The organism is Desulfuromonas carbonis, from assembly GCF_054658035.1.
Window position 1 is genome coordinate 76,834 of sequence record NZ_BAAHXR010000005.1, and the last position, 17,904, is coordinate 94,737.

Sequence of the window (17,904 nt, forward strand, 5' to 3'; positions counted from 1 at the left end):
CGGCAGAATCCCCACATTTCGGGGGCCTGCCGCCCTCGGTTCCATCTTGGCACGCCCTTTGCTAACCTTAAAAATCAACTTTCACGGGGATTTACTACGTTTCATACCAACCGGAACCCAGTCCCCTTTGCGCCGCCCGGGATCTCTCTCCCCCGAGCGGCGTTTTTTTATTCGCCAAGGGGGAAGGGTTCCGCTAGAATTTAACGAGACTTAACATTTCATGCTTTTCTCCCTGGGGAGGGAATAAAACCATGCCAACCTCGAAACCGCGCGAAAAGATCGGCATCACCACCCTCGAGGACATCAGCGCACTGATCCTCCAGTCCCACGATCTCGACGAGACCCTGCGCAACATTGTCACCCTGGTCGCCCGCCGCATGGGGACCGAGGTCTGCTCGATCTACCTGCTCGACGACGACCAGCAGACCCTGCGACTGCGGGCGAGCAAGGGCCTCTCGCGGCGCGCCGTCGATAAGGTCACCATGAAGATCGGCGAGGGCCTCACCGGCATGGCCGCCCAGGAACGCCACGCCGTTGCGATTCTCGAACCCCAGTCCCATCCGCGCTACCGCTACTTCAAGGAGACCGGGGAAGAACGCTTCCACTCCTTTCTCGGCATCCCCCTCTTCGATCGCAACCACCCCCTCGGGGTGGTCGTGCTGCAGACCAAGGAAGCCCGCCAGTTCAGCCCCGAAGAGATCAGCGCCCTCTCGACCATCGCCTTTCAGGTCAGCTCCATCGTCATCAACGCCCGCCTGCTCGACTCGATCCGCCAGAAGGAGGAAGAGTCGAGTCGTTTCGCCCGCGAACTGGAAAAAACCCGCCAGTCCCTGCTGCACCGTGAACCTCAGGTCGAAAGCGGGGGCGAACGGGCGTTGCGCGGCATAGTCGCCTATCCCGGCGTCGTTTCCGGGCCGGCCCATGCCCTCGACCAGAAGCTCGGCTTTACCGACATCCTCGACGAAGAGGCGGTCGACACCCAGGACGAGCTGGCCTGCCTCGAAACCGCCCTCGAAAAGACCCGCATCCAGACCCTCTTCCTGGAAAAACGCGTTGCCGAGCGCCTATCCGAAACGGATGCCGCGATCTTCCACACCCACCTGATGATCCTCGAGGACCGCAGCTTTCTCGAAAAGCTGCGCGGTGAGATCGCGGGAGGCCACAGCGCCCCCTACGCCCTGAAGAAGGTCGTCAGCGGCTATATCGAGGCCTTTTCCCGCATGGAAGATCAGTATCTCCGGGAGCGCGCGGCGGACATGGAAGACATCGGCAGGCGCCTCCTCGGCAACCTGATCGGCGAAGAGCATCAGGTCCTGCAGCTGCGCAGTCCCGGGATTCTCGTCGCCAGCGAAATCCTCCCCTCGGACATGGCCGCCCTCGATCATGAGCAGTTGCGCGGCATCGTCACCGAAGCCGGGGAGAAGAACTCCCACGCGGTGATCATGGCCAAGGCGCTTGGCATTCCGGCCCTGGTCGGGGTGCGCGGCGTCGTCAAAGCGGTCCGCCCCGATTATCCGCTGATTCTCGATGCCAACTCCGGCTGCCTCTACGTCAACCCGCCCCCCAAGGTCGCCGAGGAGTACCAGCGCCTGGAGGAGGACTGCAGCCGGGAGCTCCATCGCCTCGAGGAATACCGTGACCTCCCCGCCCGCACCAGCGACGGCGAACGGGTGCTGCTGCGCGCCAACATCGGCCTGGTTTCGGATGTCGAGGTGGCCCGCCGCAACGGGGCCGAGGGGGTCGGTCTTTACCGCACCGAATTCCCCTACATGGCACGCGGCGACTTCCCCGACCGCGATGACCAGTACCAGCTCTACCGCAAGGTCATCGAGGGCTTCCCCGGTCACCCGGTGACCATCCGCACCCTCGATATCGGCGGCGACAAGGCGCTCCCCTACTTCAACCCGCCGAAGGAGGACAATCCCTTCATGGGCTGGCGCTCGGTGCGGGTCTCCCTCGATAATCGCGACATCTTCCGCACCCAGCTCGAAGCGATCCTGATGGCCGGCGTCCATGGGGAGGTAAAACTCCTCTTCCCGATGATTTCCGGTATCGATGAAGTACGGGCCTGCAAGGCCGTCCTGGATGAAGCGCGGGAAAACCTGCGCCGCGAGGGGGTGAAATATGCAAGCACGCTCCCCCTCGGGGTGATGATCGAAGTCCCGGCCGCGGTCCACCTCGCCCCGCAACTGGCCCGCGAGGTCGATTTCTTTGCCCTCGGCACCAACGACCTGATCCAGTACATGCTCGCTGCTGACCGCAACAATCCGCTGGTCAGCAAATATTACGACCCACTCCACCCGGCGATCCTGCAGGTGTTGCGCGACGTGACCGGGGTGGCGCGTGAACAGGGTATCGGCCTCTGCCTCTGCGGCGAAATGGCCTCCGATCCCCTCTGTTTCCTGCTGCTGATCGGTCTCGGCATCCGTGAGTTCTCGATGCCGGCCCCCTTCATTCCCCGCACCAAGGCGCTGCTTGGCGACATTTCGGCAAAGGCGGCCCGCAAGGCGGTCAGGTCAGCGCTGGCCATGAGCGAAGGCTCCCAGATACGAGCCTGCCTGAGCCGGGAACTGAAAACCACCAGGCAGTAGTCCCCCGCCAGCGAAAGACCATCCGGGGAACTGCACAGCCCGATTCTGCGCCTATCCCGGTTGCCGCTCGCCGTAATTTGTGTTACCTTCCCCGCGCCTGTTCCAACGGCGGGGCGCACCCATCCCCGGCCTCCCCCCAACCCTCCGGAGGAAATCCTTGAAAACCATGAAACGCCTGATTTTGTTTACTTTTATTGCTGGCTGCGGCTGGCTGCTCTTCTTCTGGTTGCGCGACCTCACGCCACCAACCCTGGCCGTGACGCCGCAGGCGGGGGCGGTTTCAGCTCACCGGAGTCTCCAGATCGAGCTTGCCGATGACGGCCTTGGTTTGGCCTCCCTGCACGTTACGGCCACCCAGGGAGAGCAGGTTATTCCCCTGCTGAGCCAGACCTACCCCGCCGGCACGTCAAGGGCGGACCAGACCCTGACCCTGGCGACTCCCGGCCTCAAGGAAGGCCCGCTGCAACTCCACCTGCAGGCCGTGGATAATGGCCGTTTTCCTCTCGGAAAGGGGAATGTCACCGAACGGACCCTCACCCTGACCCTCGACAATACCCCCCCGCGGGTAACGGTCCTCAGTAATCACCACAACTTCAATCAGGGTGGTGCGGGTCTTGCGGTCTATCGCCTCTCGGAACCTGCCGCCAGGACCGGCATTCAGGTCGACAACCTCTTCTTCCCCGGGTTCCGGCAACCGAACGGCGATTACCTCTGCCTCTTTGCCTTCCCCTGGAATCTGGCACCGGCGGCCTTCGTCCCCAAGATCGTCGCCAACGACGAGGCCGGCAACGAGCAGACAACGGGAATTTACTATCACACCAATCCACGGAAATTCCCCAACGACCGCATCACCATTTCCGATACTTTTCTTGACAACAAGATCGTCCCCACCTTCGGCCGTCTCTTTCCGGAAGTGACCAATCCACTGGAGCTCTTCCTCAAGGTCAACCGCGAGCTGCGCCAGCAAAACGCCCGGACTTTGCACCAGCTCGCTGGCAACACCGCCAGCGCTCCCCTCTGGCAGGGAAGTTTCCTGCGCCAACCGCGCGCTGCCTCGCCCGGCTCGTTTGCCCAGCCCCGCACCTATTATTATCAGGGCCAGGTCATCGATCATCAGACCCACCTCGGCCTGGATCTCGCCTCCACGGCCCAGGCACCGATCCTCGCCGCCAATAACGGTACGGTGATCTACGCCGATGAACTCGGGATTTACGGGAATTGTATCGTTATCGACCACGGTCTCGGGCTGCAAACCCTCTACGGCCACCTGAGCCGAATCGCGGTCAAGACCGGCGAAACCGTCCAGCGCGGCCAGGTTATCGGTAATACCGGAGCGTCCGGACTGGCCGGAGGGGACCACCTCCACTTCGACCTGCTGGTCGCCGGCACCCAGGTCAACCCGATCGAATGGTTCGATGACAGCTGGCTGAAAAACAACATTACGGCCAAGCTGCTAACCGCTGGCAACTGAACCGGAGAACCTCTGCAACAAAAAGCCGGGCCAACCAGGCCCGGCTTTTTGTTGCAGCATCGATAGCTACGGCTTCAGTTCGGTTCCCCGGACAGAGGGAGTCCGCAATGGACACAATGCCGGAGGTAGAGCGGGACCACGCCGTTAAGGTGATAGCCGTTACCACACCGGGGGCAGCGCACCAGGGCTGCCGCCAGGGCCGCCCAGAAGAGTAGCAGGGCCCAGACCACAAAGACCAGTCCGGTCTTGCGATCGGAACCGGTCACCTCAAGGGTCGTCCAGATCACCGGCAGGTATGCCAATACCAGGCTCCACAGAAACCAACGCCGCCGCCTTACCCGCCGCAAACCAATTTCGATGTTCCCTGCTGACACGCCGCTCCTTCCAGGACCCGATCGACACGGACGATCAGGCGCCATCTTCGGGCACTGCTCCTTGCTGCCGTTCCAGGGCTTTCAGACTCTTCCGTTCGCGGCGCAGCGCTTCGTTGCAATGGGACCAGATCCGGTAATATTCAAGGGCGAAGATGGTCAGCCCGGCGGCAAACACCGCCCAGAAGTTTTCTTCGAGGGCACCGGCATACCCGTAGAAAAGATAAAATCCCGCGCAATAACCGAGGTGGCTCCACCCCCGAAAGTTCATCCCCCCTGCCATCATCCTGGCCAGGATGTAGATCAGTGCCGCAAAAGCATAAACAGCGAGGGCAAAGCTTATCAACTTCACCGGCGGGGAAGGACCGAGCAGATTTCGCCATTTTTGCGGCAACTCGGCAAACCAGGGGGCAATACGGAAGACGGCAAGGCTAAGCAAAAGAAATGCGACCAGCCCCCACTGCCCCAGTCGACTGCGGGAAGCGAGGGCCTGAATCCGCGCGCGCGCCTCCTGTGGCGTGCGGCTGACTTTCGGTTCAACCGTCTCGGCGCTGGTCTGCAGCCAGGGCATAATCCTCCCGGAAAACACCAGGGGTGTCAGCTCCCTTTTACATCTCAGGAGCGCGGCAAGTCATGATTCCCGGCCGGCTCCTGCGCGGCGCCCTGCCCTTTGGCAGCCAACTGCCGCAGGCTGGAGACCAGTGCATCGATCTCTTCAGAACCGTCCGGAGACTTCGGTTCCGGACGTCCCATGGCCAGGTCTTCGGCGAATCCGACCAGATCGCGGATCGGTAACAGGACATTTCGCAGCAACAGGGCGGATACCCCGCCGACCGTCAAAAAGAGTACCATCAGGCAAAATACGGCAAGCCGGGTCCGCAACTGGGCCAGGGCGGATTGCAGCGGCGCGGTGGAAAGTCCGATATCAAGAGTACCGAGAATCTTGACCTCGTCCAGGGATGGATGACACTCAAGAATGGCACAGCTCGCCTCGTTGTAAATGGGTGCAGTGATCGCAAGAACTTCCTTCCCCTCGCCATTGGTAAACCGCCGCGCCTGTTCCATCGGCCCAAGCCGGGTCGCCGGCGTGGCACCCGAGTGACAACCGCTGCACCCGGCGGACTTTTTGTCTACCGCCCGGTCAATTTCGGTCGGATCGGAGGAGAACATGACGATCCCTTTTTTGTTGAATATCCGCACATGTTCTACGCCGGTCTGGCCGCCGATATCGCGCAGGGACTGTTGCAGCATTTCCCGATCGGTCTTGAGCATGGCGTAACGGGTCGACTTGACGATGGTGTCGGCCAGGCTGACTTCCTGCCGCGTGGTATTGGCAATCAGGTCCTGCTTGATGAAGGAGTGAAGGAGCAGACACCCCACGATAACGAACCCGGTCACCGTCAGGGTGACCGGAATGATGGCCTTGGCAGCGATCCCGTTGAACATGCGCAAAACCTCCCGTTAGCGGCAAACCAGCTCGTCCGCACTCCTTCGGCATTTAGAATAGACTAATCTACTTCCGCGGAACTGCCAAGTCCGAATCGGCAGCCACCGGCTCCTCTTCGAGTTCTTCCCACCCGGTCCACATCGGCTTGAAATGGGCGAGAGGCGAGTGCCCGAGGGTCGCCAGATAGACATGGGTAAAGAGAAAGGCACCCAATCCGCAGGCCAGCAGAAAATGAGCGGCAGCGATGATCTTGATACCACCGAGCAACAGGACCAGCGGCGCCAGCGCGGCGGGATACATCAGCAGGAAACCGCTGATGATCACCAGGGGGACGAGCACCATCATGATCACCAGGTAGGCCGACTTCTGCATCGGGTTGAACTTGTTCTGCGGGCTGACGTGGTGGGGATTTTCCCAGCCGAGAAAATAGGTGAGAAAGTAGTACTTCGCCTGGCGCATCAGGCCGACGGACAGATCCTCTTTGGTCGGAACATAGAGCTGGCCTATCTTGCGCGTTACCAGCAGATAATAACCGAGCCAGAGCAGGAAGGAGATGGAGACGACGATCCCCGCGGTGTCGTGCAACCGGATCGCCGCCTTGTAGCTCCCCAGGAGGTTGACGTAGTCCGGGAACCGGATCTGGATGCCACTGATAATCAGGGTGACAAAGCCCAGGGCATTCAGCCAGTGCCAGATACGGACCGGGGTCGGGGTAAGGTAGATGCGTTCACTCATTGCAAATTCTCCTTTAGCCGTGACGGTTTTTGCGCGTCAGAAAACGAAGCAGTCCATGACCAATCGGCATGACCAGACCACCGGCAAGCAGCATGGCCCCGGCGACATTGAGGCCGGTGTTGCGGGTAGCGCCCACCATGTAAAAATCAGGGGTGGTGTAGAGAACCGCGAGAACCGCACCGTTTTCCACCGGGATACGGCGATAACTGCCGTCGGCATTGGGTACATGCAGAAAACTGGTCTGCTGGGTACCGGGACCGGCACCATGGCAGAAGGTGCAATCCCAGCGGTTATAGAGAATGTCATAGCTGTGGCTCGGGCTGGCAGGAACCATCATGCCATGGAGGCGCAAACCAAACTTGCCGGCATCCCGGTTAAAGTCCCGCAATTCACTCAGGGAAATGACCTGGTTACCGTCGCCATTGATCAGGGAGGCCGGGGTCGCACCGCCGCTCAGTTCAGTCAGCTCGGCAAAGCTCGCCGGTTCCACCGGGTTGGCGGCATCGCGGTTGGTCGCGTGAATCAGGTAGAGATTAAGGGCCAGCCGCTCCGACCCGGAATGACAACTGATGCAGGGGAGAGCGCTCAAATGGAGCTGTGTCTGCGGCAACCAGACCTGATGCTTTTGCGCCATAAGGGCAGCATCATGACAGAAGGCGCAGGGACGGTTCATCTCATCACCGGAGACTTCGTCCTGGGCCCGTACCGCATGGGGGTTGTGGCAATCGCTGCACCCGGCATTCCCGGCATGAACCGAGGTGGCATATTCGGCGGCCACGGCCGAATGACATTCGTCACAGGCGGCCCGTTGTGGGATAACGCCTTCATCAGGATGCCGGTCATCCAGAGTTCCATGGCATGCCGCACAGCCCATCTCCGCATGCGGCGTCGCTGCAAAGGCCGCCTCGGCGATGGTCAGCTCTTCGCCGACGCTGTCGGCATCACCATGACAACCAAGACATTCTTCGGTTTCCAGCGCCGACGACGGGGCCGCTGCCAGGGCCACTACCAGAATCAGCAGCAGCATGAACCTCTCCAGGGTTCCGCACCTTCTCATTGCTTCCCTCCCTCACGAACGCGTGCCAGTGCCGACGGGGAGCGCGCAGCTGCCAGGCGTCGAACCAGCGCCGCAACCTCACGAACCGCGGCAAAGACCTGCGCAATGACGATCAGAGAACAGTAGCCGAGAAAGATCCAGATCACCAGACCACTGAACCCTTGCATTGCCGTTGGATACAAGGTTGTCAGGGTGGCCAGTGCAATGCTCACCAGCACGGCGCCTCCCAATACGACCCACTTTGTCATGACGACCTCCCCGGTGCTGGCCGGACGCAGGCGATTCCCGCGTCCGGATGGTTGGAAGTTTACTTGCTGGTTTTTTCAGCAGCAGGTTCACGCGGAGCAAAAACACCTTTGACCATACCGGTCAGCAGCAGGACCGCGGGCAGCAACTGGGCAATGACGATCACGGCACAGAAACCGAGGAAAGCCCAGACCAGAATGCCGCTGTGATCTTCGCGGACAGCTTCAGCCGCGAGAACCGGAGTTGCCGACGCCAGGAGCCAGGTGAGCGCTGCAGTGTAGATAGCTTTCGCTTTCATGATGTCCTCCTTGCTGGGGTTAAAGAGCCTGATCCGCCCGGCACCAACCCGGACGAGGTTTGGGCAGCAGCAATGATCGGTTGCGTTCGCTCAGGGCGCAAAAGACCGCCTGAAGCAATTCCTCTTTGTCTGCTGCGGAACGTGGCGGCAGGGCGTGGTAAAAGATCCCGGCGCGCCGAACTTCACGTAATTGTGCGAGGGGCAAGGGCTCGGAAACCAGAATAATGACGACCTCGGGGTTGCATTCCCGCAAAAGCGGCACCAGCGCCGCGCTGCTTAACCCTTCGATGTAGCTCCCGAGGAGAACGACCTTGACACTCCGGTTAAACACGTTGCTGAGAGCGCTGGCCGCCGAGGTAGCGACAACGACTTCGAATCCACTGTGCAAAAAGATCTTGAGCAACAGTTGGCGGGATTCGTTTTGGCTATCGGCAATCATCAGTCCTGGCATGATGGCTCTCCGTACCGAGGCAAAACTTCCGGTCAACGCAGCGGCGTGGTTTTTTCGGCCACGACAACATTGCGGCCATTACCGGCAGGGGCAAAGACCCCTTTGATCAGCGACCAGAACAACACCACTCCCGGCACCAGCTGGCACACCAGGTAAAGGGCCAGAAAAGCCAGAAAGGCGATCATCATCGGCCCCATGCCGGCATCCTCGGCACCGGCGGCAAAGGCCTGGCTGGCGGTTCCAATCATCAGGATGGATAGTAAGCTCAATCGCGTTTTCATAAGGTCCTCCTCTGCATCTGCAGTGGTTAGCTCTTGCCCTTATCTAGAGCAGAAGTCATGCCACAATTTAGGATTCTCTTATTTTGTTTTTAACTATTCGTTTTTATTAGTTTTTTAAAAAGTTGCCCGGAGAACCACCGACCACTGTCGCGGCTTCTCTGTATATATTTAAAAGGCGGCACCAGAGTGCGAAAACCAACCACGCCGTGCCATAATCCAATGTTTTTATTGATCTTTTAGAATTTATATACAGGTGTATAAAAGTTTCAGGCGGGTCCAATCACCACCCCTTGACAGGAGTTTTGCAGAAGGTTAGAGTGAACAACATTATGTTTTGTTAATTTTTCTGCCGTAACCGAGGTGCAAAGAGCGTGGAAATGGAAGAGCAATGCGGGATGGAGATTGCCGTCGTTGACGACGACACCGTGATTCGGGATGGGCTCAGGCGCATTCTGGAGGGAGCCGGCTACCGGGTCGAGACCTTCGCCCGGGGACAATTGGCAATTGACCGTTTCGCGAAAAAATCCTTTGACCTGGTGCTCAGTGACCTGAAAATGCCGGGTCTGAACGGGATTGAGGTGCTCAAGGGAATCCGGGCCCTGCAACCGGAGGTTCCCATCATCATCATTACCGGTTACGGAACCGTCGATACGGCAGTTGAGGCCATGAAAAACGGGGCGGTCGACTACATCGCCAAGCCTTTTACCCCCGACCAGCTTTTAACCAAGCTCACCCTCGCCCTGGAACATCGGGCCGTCCTGGTACAGGACCTTTACCTGCAAAAAGAACTTCACGACAACCAGGGATTCGACAATTTCATTGGAACCAGTCGGGAGATGCGCAAGGTTTACCAGCGGATCATGCAGGTGGCCGACACCGAAAGCACCCTATTGGTTACCGGTGAAAGCGGCACCGGCAAGGAACTGGTCGCCCGCGCCGCCCACCGTCACAGCCACCGTCGCGAAAATGCCTTTGTTGCCGTCGACTGCACCTCCCTGGCCGAGAACCTTCTGGAGAGCGAGCTCTTCGGCCACGTCCGGGGCTCCTTCACCGGCGCCGTGCAGGCCAAGACCGGCCTCTTCAAGGTCGCCGACGGCGGCACCCTGTTTCTCGATGAAATCTCCAACATCAGCCTCACCACCCAGGCCAAGCTGTTGCGCGTTCTGCAGGAGCGCGTGGTGACCCCGATTGGCAGCACCCAACCGGTGCCGATCAATATCCGCCTCATCGGTGCGACCAACGTCGATCTGCGCACCCTGGTGACGCAGGGAAACTTTCGGGAAGACCTCTTTTTCCGTCTCAATATCATCCCGGTCGAATTGCCGCCGTTGCGCGAGCGCAAGGGGGACCTGCCCCTTTTGGTCGGACATTTTCTGCGCAAATTTGCCCGGGAGACGGGCAAGGAGATTCGGGGACTGGAGCCGGGAGTCATGGAAATTCTGGAAGGATATTCTTTTCCGGGCAATGTCCGCGAGCTGGAAAACATCATCGAGCGGGCAGTTGTTTTAAGCCATGGCGAAATGATCTGCAGAGAGGATCTCGAACTGTCTGCCCTGACCGGAGATGGGGAACTGCACGGCTTTGATACCATCCCGCAGACTGCCGATGAACTCAAGATGACCAAGCGCCTGCTCCGGGAACAGGCCGTCGATCCGGTCGAGCGTGCCTTCGTGCTCGACGCCCTGCGCCGGAACGAATGGAACGTAACCCGCGCCGCCGAACAGGTCGGCATGCTCCGCCCCAATTTCCAGGCCCTGCTCAAGAAACAGGGACTCTCGGCCCGTCTGCGCAACGATAGCTGACCCTTTCCAGCAGGGCCCTTCGGACTACGCGTGCCAAAAAGAAGCGAAAATTCTTTGCGCAGAAGGCCGGATTTTCAGCCAATTCATGATAAGTAAGCCACCCTCCTAGGCGGACACATCCTCTTCCGCAGGCCGAATCGGCAGCAGGATGACAAAGCGCGTCCCTTCCCCCACCCTGCTTTCAACCGTGATCTTCCCCCCGTGATTCTGAACAATTCCGTAGGAAACCGACAGGCCGAGTCCGGTGCCAACGTGTTCCTTGGTGGTGAAAAAGGGATCGAAAATCTTGGTGAGGTTCTCTTCGGGGATCCCGCAGCCGCTGTCCGTGACCTCGATCGCCACCCACTTCTCCCGTTGTTCCGTCGCGAGGACCAGTTCACCGTTGCCATCCATCGCCTGTCCGGCATTGACCAGAATATTGATCAGCACCTGGCGAATCTGGTTGGGATCGATGAATATCTCGGGGAGATCCGCGCTGTATCTGCGCCGGGTCAGGACATTATGGAACAACGCCTGGTGCTCGAGCAGCGCAAAGGTCTGGTCCAGGAGAGTATTGACATCACTGTATTCCTTGCAGGGAGGACTTTCGCGGGAGAATTCGAGCAAGCGGCGGACGATGTCGGCGCAACGCTGGGTCTCGGAGAGGACCGTCTCGAGATCACTCCGCAGCGACGGATTGAGCCCCGACTGGCCGAGCGCCATGGAAGAAAACATGACGATGCTGGTCAGGGGGTTGTTGATTTCGTGCGCGATGCCGGCGACCAGGGCACCGAGGGAAGCGAGTTTTTCCGAATGACTGAGCCGGGATTGAATCTCCTCGATTTCCCGGGTGCGGGCCGCTACCTTCGATTCCAGATCCTGCATCAGATTGCGGAGTTCCCCCTGGGTTTCCTGCAAATGGGCAGTCATCCGGTTGAACGCGACTCCAAGCTGCCCGACTTCATCCTTGCTTTCCACCTGAATACGGCTGTCCAGATCCCCGTCCCCCACCCGTTCGGTATGCCTTAACAGCCGCAGCAACGGGGCGCTGATCAGGGTTTGCGTCAACAGGGTCAGGGCGAGACCGACCAGCAGCAGCAGGCCGAAAGCAAGCCAAGCCACGCTGCGCCGATATTCGGCGAGGTTGGTCTTCACTGTTTCCAGCGAGACGATGACATCGAGGACACCAAGCAGCCGACTCCCGCGCGTGTGCTCATGACACTCCGCAGTGAAACAGGCAGGCTCATTATAAATCCCCCGGGCCAGACCAAGCACCTCGCGCTCGCTGTCATCCTGGAAGATCCGGCTCCGGCTCATCGACGTCGCTTCCACCAGAGGAATGTTGGCCGAATGGCAAACCGTACAGGAGGCAGCCTTCTTGTCGACCACGGTCCCGATTTCACTCGGGTCGGTGGAAAAGGCAATAATGCCGTCCTTGTTGATCAGGCGAATATGCTCAACCCCCTGCTGGTTCCCGACCTCGCTGATCATCTGGTAGACCCGCTTGCGGTCGTCTTCCAGCATCTGGTAATGGGTCGCTTCAATCAGGGTTTCGCTCAGAAAGTCGACATCCCGCACCGCCTCTTCCATGAGATGGGTGCGCAGGGTGCGCCCGTTGAGAAACGCAAAGGGGCCGATGGCAAGCAGCACCACACTGCCGATGGCGAGGGTGTATTTGGTAAGCAACCGAAAATGCACTATTTCCTCCCGTGGCGACCCCACCAGGAGAAACATTAACCTCTTCTAAGTCTCATTTCAAGGGATTAGCACAAAGGTGGGAAGAATTGTCGGTGCCGGGGCAAGCCCGGGCGGGGATACAGATATGCGCAAAAGGGAACCGCAACAAATCCGACCCGACCACGAATGGCGGGTTCGCGGGGCTCAGCCGCCCCTCTTCTCATCCGGCGTTCCCGACAGCAGCACGGCGACCCAGCGGGTCTCCTCATTGGCCTTGGCCCAGAGCTGGACCAGCATCGTCAAGGGAACCGAGAGAAGCATGCCGACCGGACCGAGCAGCCAGCCCCAGAAGACTAGGGAGAGAAAGACGACCAGGGTCGACATTCCCATCCCCTTGCCGAGCAGGCGCGGCTCGACGACGTTGCCGATCAGCATGTTGACCGCCAGGAAACAGCCGGCCACCGCCAGCGCCGAGCTGGTGCCGAGCTGCAGCCAGGCGAGGAGGGTAGCCGGAACCGCGGCAATGATCGAACCGATGTTGGGGATGAAATTGAGGAGAAAGGCGAGAAATCCCCACAGCACCGGGTAATCGACGCCGAGCAGCAGCATGCCGGCAGTGACGAGAAGACCGGTGATCAGGCTGATGAAAGCCTTGATCGCAATATAGTGCTTGGTGCTGTCGAGAAACTCCGTGATGCGCGCCAGGGTCTTGCCGGCATCGTTGCGGATCGTCTCGATCTTGGCGCTGAAAATCGCCGCCTCGAGGAGCATGAAGATGACGGTCATGCCGATTAAAAAGGCATTCCCCAGCAGCTGGGTGAGCCCGCCAAGCAGGGTATTGACAAGGCCCATGGCGGCACCGGGGTTGATGATCGTCTGCAGACCTTCGGCAGGCAGGGAGATGCCGAAGCGGGCCAGCCATTCAATGGCGGCGCTGGTCGCGCTCTGCAGTCCGTCCATATAGACCGGCAGCGTCTTGGTAAAACTCTGGATCGAGGTGGTCAGAATCAGCGAAACGCCGGACAGCAGCAGAACCATGGCCGCCAGCACCAGCGCCACCGCCAGCGGCTGCGGCACCCGGCGCCGCCGCAACCAGCCGACCGGCGCCGCGGCGATGATCGCGATGAACGCCGCCAGCAGAAAGGGGAGGACGATCTCCTGCGCCGAGCGGATTGCCGCAAAGATGATGATCAGGGCAGCAATCGAAATCAGCCGGGAAGTACCAGGTTGCATGGGGGGGAATTCCTTGCGATCGAGAAAAGTGATGGGGGGGGCGACCGGCTTCAGCAGCGCCCCGGCCTGGCAGGTGCCGATGCCCGGACCGGGATCGCGATCCCCCGGTAATGGTAACAGAGGATGCGCGGGCCGGGAAGGTAGCGCGCTTCAATCTCGGAGCAAAAACCGGCCGCCGCCAGCAGCGCCGGAATGTCGCGGTCGAGGTGGCAGCCGCCGGCGACCCGGCGCCACCAGGGTTGCAGGCGAGCCTGCCAGCGACGTACCTTTCTATCTGGCGCCCGGCCGTGTTCAAGAAAGAGGAGCTGGCCGCCGGGGACGAGGACGCGGGCCATTTCCGCCAGGGCGGCGGCGGGGTCGGCAATGGTGCAGAGGGTATAGGTGCAGACGATGGTGTCGAAGCTGGCAGCCGCGCAGGGGAGGAGTTCGGCGCAGGCAGCCAGAGGCTCGACCGTTATCGCGGATTGGGCCACGCGCCGGCGACCGCGGCGGGAGAGCTGCGGCGACGGATCGACGCCGACGACGCTCCTCACCCGCGCCGGGTCATAAAAAGGGAGATTGCGGCCGCTGCCGATGCCAATCTCCAGCACCCGCCCCCGGGCGAGGGGGACGATCCTGGCACGCTGGCGGCTGATCAGGGCGAGGCCGCAGACGAGGTCGGTGAGCCAGGGGAGGATATGACGGTCGTACCAGTTTTCAGCCATGGGAGGGTCCTGGCGAATCTAAACGGTTGCGGCGAAAGCCGCTGAAAAGGGTCCGCTGCAGGTGACGCTGGCTAATTGGCGACGCCCTCATTCCGGCCCATGCCAAGCTTGCGCATGCGGCGATAGCCGAGCCATACGGCAATGAGATAGGCAAGGGCGAAGGGCGTGCCGCGGAAGATGAAGACTACCCAGTAGCGGAGCTCCATCCCAAAACCGACCAGGCTGGCGAGGACCAGCGGGACCAGGGAAACCAGCGGTATGGCCGCCAGATCGCGCCAGCGACCACGGAAGCGCCACAGGGTATAGCCCTGCAGCAGCAGGTAAAGGGGGATGGAGACAAAGTCGAGGCCGAAGAGGAGCCCGTCGAGGTTCCTCCGGCGCTGTTCGAAGGGATCGACGGTAAGTGTCCGCTGCCGCTCCTCGTAGCGCTCCAGCTGACTGACCCAGGCGGCCTTGGGCCGCTCTCCGGTAGCAGCAGCCGTCTGCTTCCAAAAGAAGGTGAACGGCTTGGCAATTTCGCCGATCTTCTGCCGGTTGGCATCGAGAATTTCAACCCGCAGCTCATCGATCTGGGTGGGGGAGGAAAATCCAATCCAGCCGAGAGCTTCGTGCTCCCCTGCGCTCTGCAATTGGGGGTAACCACTGTAGAAATCCGCCTCCAGCTTTTCTCCCTGCGAGTAAGCGGAATAGGCGAACACCAGCGGGATATCGCTGCGATAATCGACCTTCATATACAGTTGCTGTTCGACGGCCAGGGTACCACCCTCTCCGGGGTCGGTAGCGGCGAGATTTACATGCAAATCAAAGTCGGCCCACGCCGGAGGGGCGCTGAGCAAAAGCAGGGCCATCAGCACGGGTAACCATCGGGACGCCAGGGGGACACGTTTCATTGCATACCTTCCCGCGGGCAGGGGAACAGACAGGGACGGGTTCAGTGCCGCGATCTCCAGCACCTGCCCTCCAGCATATGGGGTGCCCCGCTGGCACCGCGGGGCGACGCGGGCAGCTGTGTTTTGGGCAATGCCCCGGATCGAAATACGGCTGGTTTTGGAACAGTATATACCGGAATGGATTTCAGGGAGGGGAAACGTTTGGCGCGGGTGACACCATAGGTTCATTTGCCCCCTGTGGTGTCACCCATTAAAAGGCGCCGGTCAATGGGTGACACCATAGGTTGACATTCGGCTTTCTGCCAGCCTCCTCCCCTCCCCGCCTATTCTCCCCCGCCCTGATCAGCCTCGGTCCGCAACTGATCCAGCAGCTCCTGCCAGGCCGCCCGGTACTCGGGATGGCCGGCGAAAAAGAGGTCATTGTGGCCGACGTCGGGGAGGACCAGCAGCCGCTTCGGCTCGGGGGCGAGGGCGAAGAGCTCCTCTCCCATGGCAAGCGGCACGATCTGGTCGGCGCTGCCGTGTACCAGCAGCAGCGGCGCCCGGAGTTGGCCGATCCTGGCGCGGTTGTCGTATTCGGCTGCAAGGACCCAGCCGAAGAGACGAGCGAGGAGCGGGTAGTGCAGCCGCCCCATGGCCGCCACCGAGGTGAAGCCGCTCTCCAGCACCAGGGCGGCGGGCGGGGCTTCGAGGGCGAGCTGCAGGACGATTGCCGCGCCGAGGGAGCGGCCGAGGTAGATCGTCCGCTGCGCTGGCCAGCCCTTTTCTTCCAGCCAGGCCAGGGCGCCGCGGGCGTCGCTGTAGGTGCCGGTCTCGCTCGGGGTGCCGGCGCTGCGGCCGTAACCGCGGTAGTCGAAGATCAGCTGCGGCAGGCCGAGCTCGTGAAAGAAGCGCAGCAGCTCGATGCGGTCGGCGATGTTGCCGCCGTTGCCGTGGCAGAAGAGGAGCGCCGGCATCCCCGCGTCGCCGGGGAGAAACCAGCCGTGCAGGCGGGTGCCGTCGGCGGCGGCGAAGTCGACCTCCTCAAAGTCCAGACCGGCGGCGGCCGGGGTGGCGGAGAGCTTGGCGGAGGGGAAGTAGAGGAACTGGGATTCGAGCATGGCATATCCCGGGAGGGGCAGGTGGAGCAGGAGCAGGCCGAAAAGGAGGGCCCTGGCGCTGGGCGGGGCGATCGTCATGCCGGCACCTGGGGGCTTACCCCTCTCCTCCCCCCCCGCTGCTGCGCAGAAAGACGACCAGCGCGCCGTCGCCGCCAAGGCGCGGCGGGGCGACGCCCCATTCGAGGACCAGCTTTCCGGTCTGCTCCCGCAGGTAGCGGGCGACCGCCTCGCGCAGCACCGGCCCTTCGGCGGAGTGCTGGCCGCGACCGGTGACGATCAGGACGGTGTGCTGCCTCTGGTAGGCAGCGTCCTGCAGGAACCAGCGCACCTTCTCCAGCGCCGGCTCGCGGAACAGGCCGTGGAGGTCGAGGGTCGCCTCGGGGAGGAGCTGGCCGCGGCGCAGCTGGCGCATGCGGCGGGGGGCGGCGCGGGGGAGATCGTCAGGGGGTAGCGGTTCGGGGTAATCGTCGCTGAAGGTGACATCGAGCTGGCCAACGGCGGCGAGGAACTCGTCTTCGGGGGTGGCGCGCGGCGGCGCCTTGGCGGGGGCGCGTCGCTCGGTTTCAGGGGGGAGCGGCTTTTCGAGGGCGTTGGCCTCGTCCTTCTGGGCGACGCCGAGCAGCGCCATCTCGGCGGCAAAGAGCTCCTCCTCCGAGAGCGGCGGCGCGGGCGGGGGGCGTGGGACGAACTCCTTTTTCGGCGCCTCCGGCGGAGCACTGGCGGAAACAGACAACCCCTTCAGATCCCTGAAGGGGTTATTGGCAAAATCTTTCGATTTCGGTTTGGAACTCTTTTTCGCCATCAGCGCCGGACGATCTTGCGCCGCCCCTGCATCAGCTTGGTCTGCTGCTTGATGAGAGTGCCGGTGCTCTCGAGGTGGAACTGGTACCACATATCGCCGAAGCCCTTCATGTTCATCTTCTTGCCCGCCTTGAGCAGGGCCAGATTCTCCTCGAGGTCGGCATCACCGGGGCAGCGCTTGAGGCCGAGTTCGAGGGTCGCGATCGCCTTGCTCCGCTCGTTGATCTTGTCGAGGCAGTAGGCGTAGATCGCCCAGAGCAGCGGCTCCTTCTTGGTAGCAGCGGTCGCCTTGTCGAAGGTGGCGATCATCTGCTTGCTCTTGTTGCGCTTCATGTAGCAGATGCCGAGCATCGCCATCGCCACCCAGTGGCGGACAAAAGACTTCTGCAGGTAGTCGAAGGCCTCGGTGAAGTCGCGCTTCAGGTAGAGGACGGTGCCGATCTGGGCGTTGATCTGCCCCTTGATGAAGAGCTGCCAGGGGGCGTACTTCATGCCGCTCTGCAGGGTGCGGATCGCCTTCTCCCAGCGCTGGGCCTGGAGGTCGCGCTGGGCGCTCTCCATCAGCACGCCGATCTTCTTCATGACAAAGCGGGTGGCGAGGAAGTAGATGCCGGCAAAGAGGGCCAGGGCGATCGCCGACGAGATCCAGATATTGACGTCAAAGGCCTGGATGAGGCCGAAGTTGACGAGGAGACTGATGACCAGGGCAATGACCAGGTTGAGCATGGGATGGATGGGTCCTTTCGGGGTGAGTTTGCAGCGGGCAAGAG

At 61.2% G+C, this 17,904-nt stretch carries 19 protein-coding genes; 3 read left to right on the top strand and 16 right to left on the bottom strand.

Annotation, left to right across the window (positions count from 1 at the left end):
- The first annotated feature begins 251 nt into the window (after positions 1-251).
- Positions 252-2,591, top strand: coding sequence for a phosphoenolpyruvate--protein phosphotransferase (gene ptsP / locus ACYQ8E_RS17870; protein ID WP_459861665.1), 2,340 nt, complete (start codon positions 252-254; stop codon positions 2,589-2,591).
- Between the two features lie 166 nt (positions 2,592-2,757).
- Positions 2,758-4,062 (top strand): M23 family metallopeptidase, encoded by a 1,305-nt coding sequence (locus ACYQ8E_RS17875; RefSeq protein ID WP_459861667.1) that lies wholly within the window; start codon positions 2,758-2,760, stop codon positions 4,060-4,062.
- A gap of 74 nt (positions 4,063-4,136) precedes the next feature.
- Here the strand turns inward: ACYQ8E_RS17875 and ACYQ8E_RS17880 are convergent, their stop codons facing one another.
- The 9 genes from ACYQ8E_RS17880 to ACYQ8E_RS17920 form a co-directional block, all read right to left on the bottom strand.
- Positions 4,137-4,364 carry a hypothetical protein gene (locus ACYQ8E_RS17880; RefSeq protein WP_459861669.1) on the bottom strand — a complete coding sequence of 76 codons (228 nt, stop codon included), beginning with the start codon at positions 4,362-4,364 and terminating at the stop codon, positions 4,137-4,139.
- 106 nt (positions 4,365-4,470) lie between these two features.
- Positions 4,471-5,004, bottom strand: a complete 534-nt coding sequence (locus ACYQ8E_RS17885) for a menaquinol oxidoreductase (protein WP_459861671.1) — start codon at positions 5,002-5,004, stop codon at positions 4,471-4,473.
- 44 nt (positions 5,005-5,048) lie between these two features.
- Positions 5,049-5,879, bottom strand: a complete 831-nt coding sequence (locus ACYQ8E_RS17890) for a HAMP domain-containing protein (RefSeq protein ID WP_459861673.1) — start codon at positions 5,877-5,879, stop codon at positions 5,049-5,051.
- A 67-nt stretch (positions 5,880-5,946) separates the two neighbouring features.
- On the bottom strand, positions 5,947-6,615 hold the full coding sequence (locus ACYQ8E_RS17895) for a cytochrome b/b6 domain-containing protein (RefSeq protein ID WP_459861675.1): 669 nt from the start codon (positions 6,613-6,615) through the stop codon (positions 5,947-5,949).
- Between the two features lie 13 nt (positions 6,616-6,628).
- Positions 6,629-7,642, bottom strand: a complete 1,014-nt coding sequence (locus tag ACYQ8E_RS17900; RefSeq protein ID WP_459861677.1) for a multiheme c-type cytochrome — start codon at positions 7,640-7,642, stop codon at positions 6,629-6,631.
- Positions 7,643-7,668: 26 nt separating this feature from the next.
- Entirely contained in the window at positions 7,669-7,920 is a 252-nt protein-coding gene (locus tag ACYQ8E_RS17905) for a hypothetical protein (protein WP_459861678.1), read from the bottom strand.
- 59 nt (positions 7,921-7,979) lie between these two features.
- A complete protein-coding gene (locus tag ACYQ8E_RS17910; protein ID WP_459861680.1) occupies positions 7,980-8,216 on the bottom strand; it encodes a hypothetical protein in 237 nt (78 codons plus the stop codon).
- Positions 8,217-8,235: 19 nt separating this feature from the next.
- Positions 8,236-8,667, bottom strand: coding sequence for a DNA-binding transcriptional response regulator (locus ACYQ8E_RS17915; protein WP_459861682.1), 432 nt, complete (start codon positions 8,665-8,667; stop codon positions 8,236-8,238).
- Positions 8,668-8,699: 32 nt separating this feature from the next.
- Positions 8,700-8,948, bottom strand: coding sequence for a hypothetical protein (locus ACYQ8E_RS17920; protein WP_459861683.1), 249 nt, complete (start codon positions 8,946-8,948; stop codon positions 8,700-8,702).
- A gap of 377 nt (positions 8,949-9,325) precedes the next feature.
- Here ACYQ8E_RS17920 and ACYQ8E_RS17925 point away from each other — a divergent pair, with 377 nt between their 5' ends.
- Positions 9,326-10,750 carry a sigma-54-dependent transcriptional regulator gene (locus ACYQ8E_RS17925; protein ID WP_459861685.1) on the top strand — a complete coding sequence of 475 codons (1,425 nt, stop codon included), beginning with the start codon at positions 9,326-9,328 and terminating at the stop codon, positions 10,748-10,750.
- A 105-nt stretch (positions 10,751-10,855) separates the two neighbouring features.
- On the opposite strand, the gene ACYQ8E_RS17930 is transcribed toward ACYQ8E_RS17925, so the two are convergent.
- The 7 genes from ACYQ8E_RS17930 to ACYQ8E_RS17960 form a co-directional block, all read right to left on the bottom strand.
- A complete protein-coding gene (locus ACYQ8E_RS17930) occupies positions 10,856-12,427 on the bottom strand; it encodes a sensor histidine kinase (protein WP_459861687.1) in 1,572 nt (523 codons plus the stop codon).
- A gap of 183 nt (positions 12,428-12,610) precedes the next feature.
- Positions 12,611-13,639: an AI-2E family transporter gene (locus ACYQ8E_RS17935; RefSeq protein ID WP_459861689.1), complete on the bottom strand. Its 1,029-nt coding sequence runs from the start codon at positions 13,637-13,639 to the stop codon at positions 12,611-12,613.
- A gap of 50 nt (positions 13,640-13,689) precedes the next feature.
- On the bottom strand, positions 13,690-14,343 hold the full coding sequence (locus tag ACYQ8E_RS17940; RefSeq protein ID WP_459861690.1) for a class I SAM-dependent methyltransferase: 654 nt from the start codon (positions 14,341-14,343) through the stop codon (positions 13,690-13,692).
- A gap of 71 nt (positions 14,344-14,414) precedes the next feature.
- Positions 14,415-15,233, bottom strand: coding sequence for a hypothetical protein (locus tag ACYQ8E_RS17945; protein ID WP_157471889.1), 819 nt, complete (start codon positions 15,231-15,233; stop codon positions 14,415-14,417).
- Positions 15,234-15,556: 323 nt separating this feature from the next.
- Positions 15,557-16,411 carry an alpha/beta hydrolase gene (locus ACYQ8E_RS17950; RefSeq protein WP_066727853.1) on the bottom strand — a complete coding sequence of 285 codons (855 nt, stop codon included), beginning with the start codon at positions 16,409-16,411 and terminating at the stop codon, positions 15,557-15,559.
- A 16-nt stretch (positions 16,412-16,427) separates the two neighbouring features.
- Positions 16,428-17,135 carry a Smr/MutS family protein gene (locus ACYQ8E_RS17955; protein ID WP_066727854.1) on the bottom strand — a complete coding sequence of 236 codons (708 nt, stop codon included), beginning with the start codon at positions 17,133-17,135 and terminating at the stop codon, positions 16,428-16,430.
- A complete protein-coding gene (locus ACYQ8E_RS17960) occupies positions 17,135-17,860 on the bottom strand; it encodes a tetratricopeptide repeat protein (protein ID WP_066727855.1) in 726 nt (241 codons plus the stop codon). The genes ACYQ8E_RS17955 and ACYQ8E_RS17960 overlap by 1 nt, the downstream gene beginning before the upstream one ends.
- Between the last annotated feature and the right edge of the window lie 44 nt (positions 17,861-17,904).